Annotated in this window: 16 protein-coding genes, 1 tRNA gene and 1 other RNA gene; 8 read left to right on the top strand and 10 right to left on the bottom strand. The window is 63.3% G+C overall.

What is annotated here, in order from left to right; translation table 11 throughout:
• Positions 1-12: 12 nt before the first annotated feature.
• Entirely contained in the window at positions 13-993 is a 981-nt protein-coding gene (locus tag BM348_RS11820; RefSeq protein WP_092905011.1) for an isocitrate/isopropylmalate dehydrogenase family protein, read from the top strand.
• Between the two features lie 119 nt (positions 994-1,112).
• Here BM348_RS11820 and dph5 read toward each other — a convergent pair whose 3' ends face one another.
• Both dph5 and BM348_RS11830 read right to left on the bottom strand, forming a co-directional pair.
• Complete coding sequence (gene dph5, locus BM348_RS11825; RefSeq protein WP_092905012.1) at positions 1,113-1,925, bottom strand: diphthine synthase; 813 nt, start codon at positions 1,923-1,925, stop codon at positions 1,113-1,115.
• A gap of 146 nt (positions 1,926-2,071) precedes the next feature.
• Positions 2,072-2,521: a Rieske (2Fe-2S) protein gene (locus tag BM348_RS11830; RefSeq protein WP_092905013.1), complete on the bottom strand. Its 450-nt coding sequence runs from the start codon at positions 2,519-2,521 to the stop codon at positions 2,072-2,074.
• Positions 2,522-2,648: 127 nt separating this feature from the next.
• On the opposite strand from BM348_RS11830, the gene BM348_RS11835 reads away from it, so the two are divergent.
• Together BM348_RS11835 and BM348_RS11840 are read left to right on the top strand one after the other, a co-directional pair.
• Positions 2,649-3,629: a class I SAM-dependent methyltransferase gene (locus BM348_RS11835; RefSeq protein ID WP_092905014.1), complete on the top strand. Its 981-nt coding sequence runs from the start codon at positions 2,649-2,651 to the stop codon at positions 3,627-3,629.
• A gap of 99 nt (positions 3,630-3,728) precedes the next feature.
• Positions 3,729-3,802: transfer RNA gene (locus BM348_RS11840), tRNA-Thr, on the top strand.
• A gap of 169 nt (positions 3,803-3,971) precedes the next feature.
• On the opposite strand, the gene BM348_RS11845 is transcribed toward BM348_RS11840, so the two are convergent.
• From BM348_RS11845 to BM348_RS11855, 3 genes are all read right to left on the bottom strand, one after another.
• Positions 3,972-4,685: a DICT sensory domain-containing protein gene (locus BM348_RS11845; protein ID WP_092905015.1), complete on the bottom strand. Its 714-nt coding sequence runs from the start codon at positions 4,683-4,685 to the stop codon at positions 3,972-3,974.
• Positions 4,686-4,746: 61 nt separating this feature from the next.
• Positions 4,747-5,109, bottom strand: coding sequence for a DUF7344 domain-containing protein (locus BM348_RS11850; protein WP_092905016.1), 363 nt, complete (start codon positions 5,107-5,109; stop codon positions 4,747-4,749).
• 108 nt (positions 5,110-5,217) lie between these two features.
• Positions 5,218-5,769, bottom strand: coding sequence for a hypothetical protein (locus tag BM348_RS11855; protein ID WP_092905017.1), 552 nt, complete (start codon positions 5,767-5,769; stop codon positions 5,218-5,220).
• Positions 5,770-5,890: 121 nt separating this feature from the next.
• Between BM348_RS11855 and BM348_RS11860 the strand changes: the two genes are divergently transcribed.
• The 4 genes from BM348_RS11860 (at position 5,891) to BM348_RS11875 (ending at position 8,779) form a co-directional block, all read left to right on the top strand.
• Entirely contained in the window at positions 5,891-6,595 is a 705-nt protein-coding gene (locus BM348_RS11860) for a GNAT family N-acetyltransferase (RefSeq protein ID WP_092905018.1), read from the top strand.
• 101 nt (positions 6,596-6,696) lie between these two features.
• Complete coding sequence (gene fen, locus BM348_RS11865) at positions 6,697-7,674, top strand: flap endonuclease-1 (protein ID WP_092905019.1); 978 nt, start codon at positions 6,697-6,699, stop codon at positions 7,672-7,674.
• Between the two features lie 560 nt (positions 7,675-8,234).
• The gene (locus tag BM348_RS11870; protein ID WP_092905020.1) at positions 8,235-8,489 is read left to right on the top strand and encodes a hypothetical protein; all 255 of its coding nucleotides are present in this window, start codon (positions 8,235-8,237) and stop codon (positions 8,487-8,489) included.
• Between the two features lie 29 nt (positions 8,490-8,518).
• The gene (locus tag BM348_RS11875; protein ID WP_139231187.1) at positions 8,519-8,779 is read left to right on the top strand and encodes an ArsR family transcriptional regulator; all 261 of its coding nucleotides are present in this window, start codon (positions 8,519-8,521) and stop codon (positions 8,777-8,779) included.
• Positions 8,780-8,904: 125 nt separating this feature from the next.
• On the opposite strand, the gene BM348_RS11880 is transcribed toward BM348_RS11875, so the two are convergent.
• From BM348_RS11880 to BM348_RS11890, 3 genes are all read right to left on the bottom strand, one after another.
• A complete protein-coding gene (locus BM348_RS11880) occupies positions 8,905-9,165 on the bottom strand; it encodes a HalOD1 output domain-containing protein (protein WP_092905022.1) in 261 nt (86 codons plus the stop codon).
• Positions 9,166-9,663: 498 nt separating this feature from the next.
• Positions 9,664-9,975: signal recognition particle sRNA (gene ffs / locus BM348_RS11885), an RNA gene on the bottom strand.
• Between the two features lie 68 nt (positions 9,976-10,043).
• On the bottom strand, positions 10,044-11,792 hold the full coding sequence (locus BM348_RS11890) for a potassium channel family protein (RefSeq protein ID WP_245779438.1): 1,749 nt from the start codon (positions 11,790-11,792) through the stop codon (positions 10,044-10,046).
• Between the two features lie 115 nt (positions 11,793-11,907).
• Between BM348_RS11890 and BM348_RS11895 the strand changes: the two genes are divergently transcribed.
• Positions 11,908-12,249, top strand: coding sequence for a DUF5798 family protein (locus BM348_RS11895; protein ID WP_092905023.1), 342 nt, complete (start codon positions 11,908-11,910; stop codon positions 12,247-12,249).
• 77 nt (positions 12,250-12,326) lie between these two features.
• On the opposite strand, the gene BM348_RS11900 is transcribed toward BM348_RS11895, so the two are convergent.
• Positions 12,327-12,737 carry a CoA-binding protein gene (locus tag BM348_RS11900; protein WP_092905024.1) on the bottom strand — a complete coding sequence of 137 codons (411 nt, stop codon included), beginning with the start codon at positions 12,735-12,737 and terminating at the stop codon, positions 12,327-12,329.
• Between the two features lie 57 nt (positions 12,738-12,794).
• Entirely contained in the window at positions 12,795-13,646 is an 852-nt protein-coding gene (locus BM348_RS11905) for a geranylgeranylglycerol-phosphate geranylgeranyltransferase (RefSeq protein WP_092905025.1), read from the bottom strand.
• Between the last annotated feature and the right edge of the window lie 14 nt (positions 13,647-13,660).

The raw sequence follows: 13,660 nt of genomic DNA on the forward strand, positions 1-13,660 counted from the left end.
AGATGGAAAAGCATGACTCACGAGATCGCTGTCATCCCCGGCGACGGAATTGGCCAGGAAGTAACTCCTGCGGCAGTCGAGGTGCTCGAGGCCCTCGAGATCGACTTCGAATTCCGCGAGGCGGACGCGGGCGACCGCGTCAAGGAGGTCACGGGCGAAGCGCTGCCCGAGGAAACGTACGAACTCGCGGCCTCGGCGGACGCGACGCTGTTCGGCGCGGCCGGCGAGACGGCCGCGGACGTAATTCTCCCGCTTCGGGATGCGGTCGACTCGTTCGTGAACATCCGCCCGGCGAAAGCCTACCCCGGAATTGACGCCGTGCGCCCGGAGACGGATCTGGTTTTCCTCCGGGAAAACACCGAAGGCGTCTACGCCGGCCACGAGGATCGGCTCTCGGAGGACGTCGCGACGCTGACGCGGGTCGTCACGCAGTCGGCCTCGAGAGACCTCGGCGAGTTCGCCTGCGAGTACGTTGAAGACGGCGACCACGACGGCTTTACGATCGCCCACAAGGCGAACGTCATGCGCGAGACCGACGGCGTCTTCCGGGACACGATTCAGTCGGTCGCCGACGAGCATGGCGTCGAGACCGACGAGGTGCTGATGGACGCGTTCGCGACGAAGGTCTGTCTCGATCCTGAGCAGTTCGACGTCGTCGTCTGTCCGAACCTCGCGGGCGACGTGCTCTCGGATCTGGCCGCGGGGCTAGTCGGCGGCCTCGGATTGCTCCCCTCGGCCAACGTCGGCCCGGAGCGCGGGCTATTCGAACCCGTTCACGGAACCGCACCGGACATCGCGGGCGAGGGAATCGCGAACCCGGCCGCGACGATCATCTCAGCCGCAATGTTGCTCGAGTACCTCGGCCACGACGAGGAGGCTGAGAGGGTTCAGAACGCGGTCGAGACGACCCTCGAGAACGGCCCGCGAACGGCCGACCTCGGCGGCGACGCCTCGACGGAGGACGTGACGGCGGCGATCATCGATACCCTGTAAGTCCGCGTCCAGCAGTTTTTCTTCTAAGTTCCGAGAACTTCTCGAGAAGGTTCGCGCGTGAGGACAGGTTTCGGTTCGCTCGAGGTCCCCCTCACCGAACGGTTCGAGAACGCAGCGATTCAGACGATATCCAACGCGTCGCGATCCGCACCGGCGAGTTCGACCAGCGCGTCGGCCTCGAGCAGGTGACACTCGCCCGGGATCACGAGGAGGTGAAGCGGGTCGCCGAACTCGCGAGTCGCGAGCTCGGTCATCGTTCCGGCCTCGACGAGCGGATCGGGGCTTCCCGCTCGAGCCACGGCGACGCCGACGAGGTCGGGATACTCTTCGGCGAGCAACTCGGCACCGATATCGGCGGTCATGTACTCGGCTACCGCCTCGTCGGTGTCGACGCGCTCGAGTGCGGCCTCGTTGTCGACTTTGATGTCCAGGTAGACGACGGTGTGGCTACCCGCTTCGCGGTTCGCGTCGATCGTGTTCGTGACGCTCGCCGGGAGGCCGTCGGCCCCGTGGGCGTAGGGAAACGGCAGCGTGGTCGCGGTTCCGAAACGATAGTTCTGGAGCCCGGTCAGGGCGCTCGTGGCCGTCTGGGCCGTTACGCCGTGGATAACCCGCGTCTCGATTCCCCGATCGTGTGCGCGCAGCCGGAGATCGACGTGGGTCGTCGAGATCATCGTATCGCCCGCGGTCAGGAAGGCGACCGATTCGGTTTCGGCGGCCTCGAGTATCTCCTCGGGGCGTTGCTCGACGCCCGCGCGGTCGCGGACGTCGATCGAGACGTCGTGGTAGTCCTCGAGGTCCTCGACGGTCGCGCCCAGGAGCGCGCTGGTGTAAAACTCCGCGAAGACGCGGTCGGCGTCCCGAAGCGCCGCCCGCCCCTCGACGGTGATCGAGCGCTCGTCGTAGAGACCGAGACCGATGAAGCTGAGCATGATCGGTGTTCTCGCGGCTGAAGGGAGAAGGTTTCGAGTCGCGTGTCCGCCCTCGAAGACTGGTGGCGCTCGCGTTCGACGCAGCGATCGGGGTCGAGCAATGAGCGGAACCGAGTAGCGATCGGCGAGTAGTCTCCATCGAGCGGTCACAGCGAGATGTGCGACGTCGAGTCCGGACCGCCGTCGTCGTCGATACCGCCCTCGTGGGCGAACGTCGCGTCGTCGTCGGTGAGAAATATCGTCCCGTCGGAGTGGACCGTGATGTCGACCCCTGGCAGCGTCGTGTCGGCCGCCTCGCCGTTGTCGCAGTAGCCCGAACAGGAATCGAACAGCGAGCCGTGGCGCGGGCAGATGATCTGTCCGTCTCGCATCGGGACGCCCTGGCCCGTATCGAAGCGCTGGGCTTCGTGCGTACAGCGGTTGATCCACGCCTCGACGCTGTCGTCAGCCCCAGACTGACCACTTGAGGAGTTCTCCTCGGCGCTGTCTTCGCAGGGGACGAGGATCACCTCTTCTTTCTCGCCGTGTCGATCCCTAATCGTAAACAGCCACGACCCTTCCTCGTGGACCGTCTCGGCGGTCGTGAGTCGTTCCATACGGCCGGCTACGACGGCAGCTCCAAAACAGTTCGCGAAGCGGCAGTGTTCGGTTCCAAAAGCGGGTCCGGTCTCCACTCGAGGCGCGAAACGTCACCGTTACGGTAGCCCGGAGGCGAGTTGCGGTATGGAAGTGCCGTGTGTCCGCGTGCCCAGCGAGGCGGGTGAGCAGACGCGCCAGACGCTCGCGGACGCGGACCTGATCGACGACGAGTACGAGATTTCCGTCGAGGATGGCGTGCTCTATATTCCGGTCACCGAGACTACTGGGGTTCCCGCGGATCTGGACGTCGTTTCTCGAGCGGTTCCCGAACGGGAGACACAGACGCGACCGGCGGACCTGTTGGGCTTCGAGCCGTCCTACGAACGGCTCGGAACCGCTGCCCTGCTCGACGAGGACGACGACGAGCGAGCGAGGGAGATCGCGCGTGCGATCGCCGAATCGGAACTGCCCCTCGAGACGGTTCTCAACAAAGCCTCGAAGGTCAAAGGCGAGACGCGGACCCGCGACTGGGAGGTTCTCGAGGGCGAGGGGACCGAGACGGTCCACCGCGAGTACGGCGCGACCTTCGAACTCGACCTCGCCGAGGTGTACTTCTCGCCGCGGCTGGCGACCGAACGCCACCGCGTCGCAGAGCAGGTCTCGTCGGGTGAGCAGGCTTTCGACATGTTCGCCGGCGTCGGCCCCTTCGTCGTCCCGTTCGCGAAATGCGGTGCAACTTGCGTCGGCGTCGACATCAACGAGACGGCAATCGAGTATCTGCGCGAAAACGCCAGGAAGAACGGCGTCGAGGATCGTATTACCGGAATTTGCGGGGACGTCCGCGCCGTCGCGCCGGAGTACGAGGACTGGGCCGACCGACTCGTAATGAACCTCCCCCACAGCGCCGATGAGTTCCTCGAGTCCGCAGTCCAGGTCGCGGGCGATGAGTGCGTGATCCACTACTACGACATCCAGCACGAAGACGATCCGTTCGGCCCCGGGGAGCGATCGGTTCGAGAGGTCGCCGAGCCGGAGTACTCCGTCACTGTCGAACAGCAGCAGGTAGTCCGTTCCTATGCGCCCCACGAACTCAACGTCTGTCTCGACGTACGCCTCGAGCGGTGATCCTCCGCGCCGGTGCCGCGCGAATTCACCATCCAACGGGGCGGTCTCGATTCGCAACCCTTATGGCCCGTTTCGAACCTACGTAGTGATGTCGACCGCGCCGGTGTAGCTCAGACTGGCAGAGCGAATCCTTCGTAAGGATTAGGTCGAGGGTTCAAATCCCTCCACCGGCTTCCCTTCTGCGATACATCCATCCAAGGAGCCACACGAGCCGGGAGAGGGATTTGAAGGAGAGAAGACACAACAATGATTTTGGCTCGCAAATTGGCTTCTGTGGATAGCTGTCGTTCAGACGTTCGGCCGTCCGAGAAGACCCAACCTCGGTCCGGGTGAGGGCGCTTCTCAGCCGTAGGTCTCGACTAGGTACGTATCGAGGTCGGCGACCAGTTCCGGATCCGAACTCCAGAAGCCGGTGTAGGTGCCGTCGTCGTCCTCTCGAGCGAGCAACGCAGACGAGTCGAACGACTCCCCGCCATCCTCGTAGACCAGAAACCAGAACGTGCCGATTTCCTCGGTCGTTTCGGCGTGAATCGTCGGTGACGAGTCGACCGGTGCGGTCCAGTCGGCCCGAGCATAGACGTGGATATCGAGCGCCGTCTCGCGAGCGAGTCGGTCGTAGACGGGAAGTTGGTCCTCGTAGGCGGCGAAGTCCTGAAAGCCGACCCGAAGCGTTCCGCGACCGGCGTGCCAGGCTCGATGTTCGATGTCGCGCGCGGTCGCCAGAAGTTGGCGACGGGTGAGCGCCGATATCGAGGTGTTCTCGAGTACCTCGAGCAACTGTCGGTACGCGCTCCCGACGAACTGTTCCGCCCAGGGGTGGGCGATCGGCGGCTCGAGGAACTGGCGGGCCGTGGCGAGGTCGACGGACGCGCGAAAGTCGCCGTCCTCGAGAACGACGAGGAAGCCGCCACTGGCGGCCGCTGGAAGCGACCGGTACGTGGCGGTGGTGGTTCCCCGCTCGAAGTGCTCGGCCAGTTCCGGAAGCGGTTCGGGGGCGTAGAGTTCGACCGTTCGAGTCGTCTCTTCGACGCGCTCGAGGAAGGAAGCGAGCGTCATCGAACTCGAACGGCGTGGGATCTGCGCACCGACCAGCGGAATGTAGTGGGAAAAGACATCCTCACGACCCCGTTTCTTCGGTGCAGGCACGTTCGACGAACGGCCGAATCGCTTCGAAACGCGCCGAGGGCGAGACGGTCGTCCCCTCGTACTCGATCAGGCCCGATTCGACGAGCAGCGGCACGTGTCGATGCTGCAGGTCCGCAAACGTCCCGTCCCGGTCGCTCCTGTCGCCCGTTTCTCCGGAGTCGGCTTTCACCCAGCCGGTCACGACAGTGGCGAGGTCGCGGACGGAGACGCGGTCGTGCTCGAGCAGAAAGTAGAGGACGTATCGCCGGGTTCTATTCTGGAGCGCCTCGAACGCGGCATCGACGCAGCCCGGGTCGAGCGGAGAACGGTCGGAATCCCGTGTCTGGTCGTCCATCGTTCTCGTCACGTGGTGTCACCTCGCATAGTGTTCACTCTTTGGCTTGCAGAAGTTCGGCTTTCCCGTCCGGTCGTGCGGTCGGCGCGACCGTGGTACGAATCGCCGTCACTCCTCGAGCGGCGACTCGGCCGGTCGCTGATAGACGTCCATCGTCGCGGCGAAGACGGTACCCAGAACGACGCCGAACAACACGTGACCGAGAAGACTCTGGAGGGCGGTTCCCGGGAATTCGGAGGCGGCTTCGCCGCCGACCGGTCCCGCAAACGCCGGCAACACGATCACCGGAATAATCGCCCAGACAGTCAGCCCGAAGGCGAATCCCGCGCCGACGATTCGCAGCGCGACGCCGGCCTCCGAGAGCGCGTCCGTCTCGGGATCCGTCCGGAGGACTCCGAGCACCAGTTCCCGAGTGATGATGTAACCGAAGACGACGCCCAGAATCGCGCCGTGGACGATGTGGATTCCCCAGCCGACGACCCCGCCTGCTTCGAGACCGTAAAAGGCGGGGATCGACACCTGCACGATCTCGGGATCGAACAGCCACATGACGAGCCCGAACGCCGCGGCGCCGATCGCTCCTCCAAGGACGCCTGCGACTGGCCACCCGATTCGACTCTCGATGCCGTACGTGGATTCCTCGTTCGGTTCGGTGCTCATGACACCTCCCATACCACGAACTGATGCAAAAGGGTTCGTCCGGGCCGACCGGCTCTGATGGCGGAGGACTACCTGGCCGAAACGAGGACCTTAGTGTCTCGGCGCTCGAGTCGGGACAACCGTGGAACTCGAGCTACTGGGCTGGCCGCCGGACGGGCCGAAACTACGACTGGATCACGAGCGATTTAGCTACGCCGGGAAGTTCGTGATGACGAATACGGGGAAGGCAGTCGCTCGAGCGGACGACGGTCGAACCGACGCTCGAGCGACGGGAAACGACGGCGAGAAAACGGACGATCGCGCTCGAGCCTCAGAGTCAGTCGCTCGAGCGGTGGATTCGGATGGCCGGGCCCCGGACTACGATGACGACGTGCTCGCGGCGGCGTCGTTCAACGAGGATCGAACGGACGCCGAGACGCTCTGGATCCGGTACGTGACCGTGGCAAAACCCCGTCGGGGAAACGGGATCGGCCCGAAGTTGCTCGCGTTCGTCCGCGATCGGGCGACAGACCGTGGATACGCTCGCGTCCGAATCGCCGTCAACAACCCCTTCGCGTACGAAGCGCTGTACCGGGCCGGCTTCGCGTTTACCGGCGAAACGACTGGATTGGCTGAACTCGTCCTCGAACACTCGCCAGCGGAGGATCGTCCGACGTCGGTGTCGGCGAGCGACGAGTCGGGTATCGAGACGCGAATCGAAGACGAGACACCAGTCGACGAAAGCGAGCGGAGAGACGCCGCCCGGTATCGGGACGGACTCGAGCGATTTCGCGAGCGCGAGCTCTCCGATCCCGAGGAGGAGTTCCTCTCTGAGCGACTCGACTGAGTCGGCAGTCGACTGAACCGACAGTTAGAACGAGCGTCCAGACCGGCTGTTCGGGGAACTGAAACCCAACGATTCTAACCGTCGCGTCCCAAGAAAGGGTAATGGGAAACGCAGCGCTTCGGGACATCGCCGTCATCGACGACATTCCGTTCACCGATATCGAGGGCGTCGTCGCGGTCGACGCCCACAACTGGCTGTACCGGTATCTGACGACGACGGTCAAGTGGACCTCGAGCGAGAAGTACACGACGACCGACGGTGTCGAGGTCGCGAACCTGCTCGGGATCGTCCAGGGCGTGCCGAAGTTCTTCGAGAACGACATCGTCCCGGTGATGGTCTTCGACGGCGGCCCCTCGGAGCTCAAATCCGACGAGATCGAATCGCGGCGGGATCAGCGCCAGACCTACGAGGAGCAACTCGAGGTCGCCCGCGAGGAGGGCGATCAGGTCGCGATCGCCCAACTCGAGTCGCGAACGCAGCGGCTCACCGAGACGATCCAGAAGACGAGTCGCGAACTCTTCGACCTGCTCGACGTTCCCGTCGTCGAAGCGCCGGCCGAAGGCGAAGCGCAGGCGGCCCACATGGTTCGCCGCGGCGACGCCGACTACGTGGGCTCCGAGGACTACGACGCGCTGTTGTTCGGCGCGCCGCTGACGCTTCGGCAACTGACCAGCAAGGGCGACCCGGAGCTGATGGATCTCCAGGCGACGCTCGACCATCACGAACTGACTCTCGAGCAGTTAATCGACGTCGCGATTCTCATCGGGACCGACTTCAACGAGGGCGTCGACGGGATCGGCCCGAAGACGGCTCTCGACGCGATCGGCGACCACGGCGACCTGTGGGGCGTCCTCGAAGCGCGCGGAGAGAGTATCGAGTACGGCGACCGGGTCCGCCAGCTGTTTCGCGACCCGAACGTCACCGACGACTACGAGTTCGAAACGACTCTCGAGCCGGACCTCGAGGCCGCTCGAGCGTACGTCGTCGACGAGTGGGGCGTCGATGGCGGCGAAGTCGAACGCGGCTTCGAACGGATCGAAGAGAGCGCAGTCCAGTCCGGGTTAGACCGCTGGATGTGAGGCCATACGGAAGGCGAAGCAAACCCCTCGTTCGGCGATATCGGACCTAATACAGCAACGGAACGAGTTTTACTAACGGACCTCGAGAAAACACTATGAGTCGACGGCGAGTTATGTAATTTTTCTGCCACAGTCGAACCGAACGGGGGTTGTGGATCAGAAAAACGCGCCACCGTCGTCGTGTTTGACAGGCGTTTCATCTGGAGAGAAAATCTAAAACCGCCGTACAGCAGTCCGGTAACGAGATATTTCGGCGTGTCCTGGAAGTCACGATAATAAATAAAACGTGTCGAGAGTTGGATTTGATCCAGCAGAAACATCGGTTCGTATTGGATGACTGTATCCGGGTGTAAGTGGTTTCGATCCGTGGTAAACTATCAGTCACTACCATCCAGTTTCATCACGGTGAAGACATTTATACGAAATCCGTTCTTACTCGTTGATCTCTGACCATTCCGTCAACCGATCGAAACATGAACTGTGTACGATGTGGCAACGATGCTGGATACAATCGACTGGTGGCCGAGCTATACAGTGGGGCCGAAATCGGGGGGTTGTGTATGAACTGCGAGAAAGAACACTACGGGGAGTGTCTCTCCTACGTCTCTCGGAACGAGCCGCGACAGTGTGCCTTCTGCGAACGGGACGGACACTTCGCGCTTCCGCGATGGGTCCCGTCGCTCGAACAGTCCGGCGAGAAAGTTGTCTCGTCGGTCTCGCTCGAGGAAACGGACGCCGCGGTCAAACTGTGTGACGAACACGTCCAACCAGTGGTGAACGAACCGACGACCGACAAACACCTCATCACACGATGACGATCCCGCTGCGAACGCACGCCTCCTGGATGTCGAAGAACGACGATCGAATCCTCGAGTATCTCGCCCACCACGGACCACAGCGTGCACTCGAACTCCGTTCGGCGCTGGCCGACCGAAGCGCGGCGCTCGATTTCCGGCCGATGTACCTCCAGAAGCGACTCGAGATCCTAACCGATGCGGGACTGGTTTCGTACGACGGCCTCAAGTACGACGTCTCCTCGCGCGGGCGGGCATACCTCGCCGGCGAGTTCGATGCGAGTACGCTCTCCCGACGCCGCTCGAGTTGAGGGCGGGAGACGGCGTCCGAAACGAGGACGGACGCGATGGACGTCGGCTCCGCTTTCGACGGCCGTGATTCTGTCCCGTACCCGACGCAGTCGTGTCGTCCGATGAAACGTCGTCCGGTGGACCGTCACTCCAATCGGCGAACGATGACGAACCCGTTTCCGTAGACGGTGATCCCGAATCCCTCGTAGGCGAACCAGATGTGATTGGTCTCGCGCCGCGATCGCGGCGAACGGGGTTCGAATATCGACTCGAGGCTATCCGAGTCGACCACGGTGTGAATCGACTCGAGCGAATCGGGCGACCGGTCGGATAAGTCCGCGACGGTCGTGACGATTTCGACGGCGAGCGACCCGTGTTCGTCTCGGTCGTACTGGAAGAACGTCATTGGCGCGCCCGGCGGCGATGCGTTATCGGAGTGTGCTCTCTTGATGCGGTCATGTGATCAGTTCCCCTCAGTTGAACGTCTTCAACACTGACAGGGATCACAGTCTATACCGGGCGATAGTATAAATCCCTGTCAGACAATTTTCGTAAATATGTACGACGAAAATAATCTAGCGAGTATCACCGCCGCGTAATCGCGTCTCCCACTAGTGTCTTACGTGTCGCCATCCTGTGGTTCGGGTCGTATTCAGCGGCTCATCGGCGTTTGATGCCACCGTCGTGGGGTTCTCCGCGTCCGATTCGAGTTCGATGTCGACGCTGTGGACTGTTTCCGGCGGTCTCGATCCGGTCTCCGTTCGGCCCGCTCGAAGCTGTCATACTTGTATGTGATCCTCGCGTGGGGGGTTGTTCCCTTGACGAGTACCATCGGCCGATACCCAACGCGTCCGGTTGAAAACGAGTCAGCGCCGTCGCTCGAGGGCATGTGAATAGCGTATGAATGTGGACGGCCACGGTTGCCCGGCGTTCCGGCCGGGGGAGTCCCGGTTGCCTCCTCCACCCCGCGACCCGTCGAGCGACAGGTGTCCGGCGGTCCACTGCTCGCTTCCGCGCCTGATGGGCTGTCGCCGGTTAGCCACGGTGGGACGTCCCTGCGGACGGCCAGCGTGGCCCGCTGTCCCCGGCGGACGAGGCTTCTCTGTTGGCTCCCGGGGCCCCGGTCGGTCTGACCGGACGCCCGTGGGGATCGGCCCCCGCTAAAGACCATAGTGCGGGTATCGAGCAGGGCCTAACTGCCCGACCTAGTCCACTTTCACCTAGTCTCCGTTGGCTTAAGGACCTTTCGTTCCCCGAATCCGCTTTCTCTCCTCGAGCCCACGTTCACGCCGAGGTGTAGCGCTCGAGGAAGTCCGCAACTTCAGTCTGCGAGCCGGCGATGACGACGGCATCGCTACCCGCGAGTGATCGATCCCGCACGTCGGTTCTGAGGTGGCCGTCGACCTCGAGCCCGACGACCGAACAGCCGGTCTGGTCTCGGATCGTCTCGAGTTCGTCGCGCCCGAACGTCTCGGTCGCTATATCCGACGTTTCGACGCGGGCTATCGACACTCGTTCCCCCAGAACCATCGTTTCGCGGTCGAACACCCTGAGCAAGATCATCCGACCGACGACGTTGGGGAGACTGAGCACGTCGTTGGCACCGGCCGTCCGGAGGCGGCTCACGCTGGCTTCTCGATCGCTCGCGACGATGATCTCCAGTTCGTCGGCGAGCGACCGCGCGACGAGCGTCGCCAGTATCGCGTCGTCGTCGTTGTCGAGCGCGATCAACAGCGTCTTGGCCTCGGCGATGTCGGCCGCAGTGAGCGTTTCGACTGTCGTCGCGTCACCGACGACGTCGACGAACTGTCCGTCCTCGCGATCGACGAGGGTCGTCTCTATGCCGACCCGCTCGAGCGTCCCCATCGCGGTTCGGCCGACGATACCCGCTCCGACGATCACGACCGGCCCGCGACCACTTTCGTAGCGGTACCTGTTCGAGCCGACGATCGGTTCGACGGCGTCGAGATCACCTTCGTTGCCGACGACGAGCAGCGTCGTGTTCTCGTCGGCGTGAACCGTCGGCGGGAGCGACGTGAGGAAATCACCGCGAACCCAGACACCGAGAACCGTGACGCCGTGTCGCTCGAGGCGACGAGCGGCGTCGAGGGTCTCGTCGTACAGTTGCCCGTCGGGACCGATCGGGAGTTCGGCCACCTCGAGTTCGCCCGCGGGGTATCTGCTCCCCTCGTCCGTGAGGATGTCTTCGGACAGCTCGATCACGTTTCGAACCTTGTCGCCGAGCGACTTTCCGAGCCGGTGTTTCGGCGAGAGAACCTCGTCGGCGCCCGCGTATCGAAGGTACTGCGCTCTGGACGGATCGGTGACGAGTGCGAGCACCGTCGCATCGACGTCGCGTTCGTCACACGCGAGCACGACCCGGATGTACTGGTGTTCCGTCGCGTCGACCAGAATCGTACTCGCCGTCTCGATCTGTGCAGCCTCGAGCGTCTCCTCGGACGACGGGTCGCCGTAGAGCACCGCGTATCCTCGCTCGTCGAGCGCCAGCGCGCGACTCGAGGATTGCTCGATGATCACGTACGGCGTTCGACTCGAGTTGAGTTCCTCGACGAGGACCCGCGAGAGTTCGGTGTACCCGACGATGATGACGTGATCCTGCAGATCCCCGATTCGTTCCGGCGGCGTGGGTTCGGCTATCTCCGCGACCCACGGAACGACGAACACCGGGAAGGCGACGAAGATGTACGCGATACCGGTTAGCTGTATGAGGACGATAAGTGCCGTCATCTGGAGCGATTCCCAGGGCGCGTCCTGTCCGTAGCCGGTGGTCGTCATCGACTGAACCACGATCTCGAACGCGCGATACCAGTTCCGCGGGTCGTCCTCGAACGCGGCCATTCCCCAACGGTACACGACGGTGTAGAGAATTACCAACAGCAGTAGCGACCCCACGTAGAGCTCGATCCGCCGTCGCAAACTGAGCACGCTCACCCACCCTGCGCCGGTTCGTCGCCAGTATCGCGTCGTGTCGAATCCATTCGATCCGCAGCGGTCTTCACCGCGGACGGTCATCGTTCTTGGCGGTGAACTCGCGCGGGGTACTCACCGGCTCTCACCGACGAGATTTTTCGTCGAGACGCGCTCGCGGAGGAAAAGACCTACTAGGCGGACGCCCGAAAGAGTTGGTATGGGACTCGGAAGCACTGCGAAGAAGGTCCAGACGATCTCGGACATGGCCGAAAAGATGTACAAACAGGTCCAACAAATTCAGCAGCGGATCATCAACCTCGAGGAGGAAGTCGATGACACCCACGCCACCACCGAAGAGTTAGATCGACAGCTCACCGAACAGCGGGAATTGCTGCTCGCGATCGCCGAAGAGCAGGGGATCGACGGCGAGGCGATCCTGGCCGACGCTGCGGGCGACAACGCGGCGGCCGATTCCGAGACGGACGCCGACTCCGGGACGGATGCCGAGCAAGCGGCGTCCGCGTCGTCCGACGGATCCGCGACCGCAACCGAACAGTAACGAATCGATCCGCTGCACTCCCGGAACGCTCAGTTGGCAGGGTGTTCAGTCGATCAGGCTTCCAGTTTTCGTCGGAGTCAGTCGACGAGGCGCCGGTGTTCGACTTTCATACACCGATCCTGGACGGCTTGCCTGCCGGAGTCTTCGACCCGAGCCGCGGCGTCGTCGTCGCTGATCCCCAGCTGCATCCAGACGACGTCGACGTCTTCGCGCTCGAGCACGTCGTCGACGATCCCGTCGACCTCGTCGCTCGGTCGGAACACGCAGACGACGTCGATCGACTCCTCGAGGTCATCCAGCGAATCCGCGGCGGGGCGGTCGAAAATCTCCTCTGCGAACGGATTGACCGGGAGGACGTCGTACCCGTGCTCGAGCAAATACGCCGGCACGTCGTGGGCGGCTTTACCCGACGAACTCGAGCAGCCGACCACGGCGATCGAGTCGTTCTCGAGAATCGTGCGAAGTTCCTCGTCAGTCTCGACTGGCATAGCGGTTCGTAGGATCCGTGTCTGTAAACGTCTGTGGGGTGTTCCGGTCGTCTCTCGTCACAGGATCCCGAGCAACTCGTCCACGCGACCCGCGATGAACGCCAGCGCCGCGAGAAACGTCCCGTATTTGAGCACCGACTGACCAGCCGTCGGATCGTCGAAGCTTCGCATCCCCGCATACAGCATCACCAGATCGGCGGGGATCACGACGACGAGGTACGCGAGCCCGAAGAACTCGAGCAGATACGGGAGCGGACTCGCTAGCACTCCGATCACCAGCAGGAAGAGCGCGACAAGCAATGCGCGGCGCTCACCGATCGCGATCGGGAGCGTGTTGAGCCCCTCCGCCCGATCGCCGTCGACGTCCTCAACGTCTTTGATGATCTCACGCGTCAGCGTCGCGACCGCGGCGAGCAAACAGAGGACGCTCGCCGCCTCGAGCTCGCCGACCGCCGCGCCGCCGAAGAGGAACGTGCTCCCGACGAGGTAAGCGACGAGCGCGTTGCCGATTCCAGGCAGCCCCTTGAACACCTCCGTGTACGCGATCAGAGCGAGCAGGTTGACCCCCGCGATCGCGATGGCGAGCGTCGGGAGTGTAAGCGACAGTCCAACCGCCGCGAGAAAGAGCACGACGCTGAACGCGAGCGCCCCGTTCGGGCTCACAGCGCCGCGCGGGATCGCGCGCTCGGGCTGATTGATCCGATCGATTTCCCTGTCGAAGTAGTCGTTGATCGCGTTTCCGGCACCCACGGCCAATCCCGTCGCTGCGACGGCGCTTCCCACCGCGACCGGGGCTTCCGTCAGGCCGCCCGCGACGAACGCACCGATACACGTGAGGACGCTCGCGGCGATCACGTTCACCGGGCGCGTCAACTCGAGTAACCCCCGCGCGGTCTCCGCCGCTGTCATATGCCGGAGTGGTT

Source organism: Halostagnicola kamekurae, assembly GCF_900116205.1.
Taxonomy (GTDB): domain Archaea; phylum Halobacteriota; class Halobacteria; order Halobacteriales; family Natrialbaceae; genus Halostagnicola; species Halostagnicola kamekurae.

Bases quoted from the DNA above. Each gene is read 5' to 3' on its own strand.
- BM348_RS11820 (WP_092905011.1), top strand. From the start codon at position 13: ATGACTCACGAGATCGCTGTCATCCCCGGCGACGGAATTGGCCAGGAA.
- dph5 (WP_092905012.1), bottom strand. From the start codon at position 1,925: ATGCTCAGCTTCATCGGTCTCGGTCTCTACGACGAGCGCTCGATCACC.
- BM348_RS11830 (WP_092905013.1), bottom strand. From the start codon at position 2,521: ATGGAACGACTCACGACCGCCGAGACGGTCCACGAGGAAGGGTCGTGG.
- BM348_RS11835 (WP_092905014.1), top strand. From the start codon at position 2,649: ATGGAAGTGCCGTGTGTCCGCGTGCCCAGCGAGGCGGGTGAGCAGACG.
- BM348_RS11845 (WP_092905015.1), bottom strand. From the start codon at position 4,685: ATGACGCTCGCTTCCTTCCTCGAGCGCGTCGAAGAGACGACTCGAACG.
- BM348_RS11850 (WP_092905016.1), bottom strand. From the start codon at position 5,109: ATGGACGACCAGACACGGGATTCCGACCGTTCTCCGCTCGACCCGGGC.
- BM348_RS11855 (WP_092905017.1), bottom strand. From the start codon at position 5,769: ATGAGCACCGAACCGAACGAGGAATCCACGTACGGCATCGAGAGTCGA.
- fen (WP_092905019.1), top strand. From the start codon at position 6,697: ATGGGAAACGCAGCGCTTCGGGACATCGCCGTCATCGACGACATTCCG.
- BM348_RS11870 (WP_092905020.1), top strand. From the start codon at position 8,235: ATGAACTGCGAGAAAGAACACTACGGGGAGTGTCTCTCCTACGTCTCT.
- BM348_RS11875 (WP_139231187.1), top strand. From the start codon at position 8,519: ATGTCGAAGAACGACGATCGAATCCTCGAGTATCTCGCCCACCACGGA.
- BM348_RS11880 (WP_092905022.1), bottom strand. From the start codon at position 9,165: ATGACGTTCTTCCAGTACGACCGAGACGAACACGGGTCGCTCGCCGTC.
- BM348_RS11890 (WP_245779438.1), bottom strand. From the start codon at position 11,792: ATGACCGTCCGCGGTGAAGACCGCTGCGGATCGAATGGATTCGACACG.
- BM348_RS11895 (WP_092905023.1), top strand. From the start codon at position 11,908: ATGGGACTCGGAAGCACTGCGAAGAAGGTCCAGACGATCTCGGACATG.
- BM348_RS11900 (WP_092905024.1), bottom strand. From the start codon at position 12,737: ATGCCAGTCGAGACTGACGAGGAACTTCGCACGATTCTCGAGAACGAC.
- BM348_RS11905 (WP_092905025.1), bottom strand. From the start codon at position 13,646: ATGACAGCGGCGGAGACCGCGCGGGGGTTACTCGAGTTGACGCGCCCG.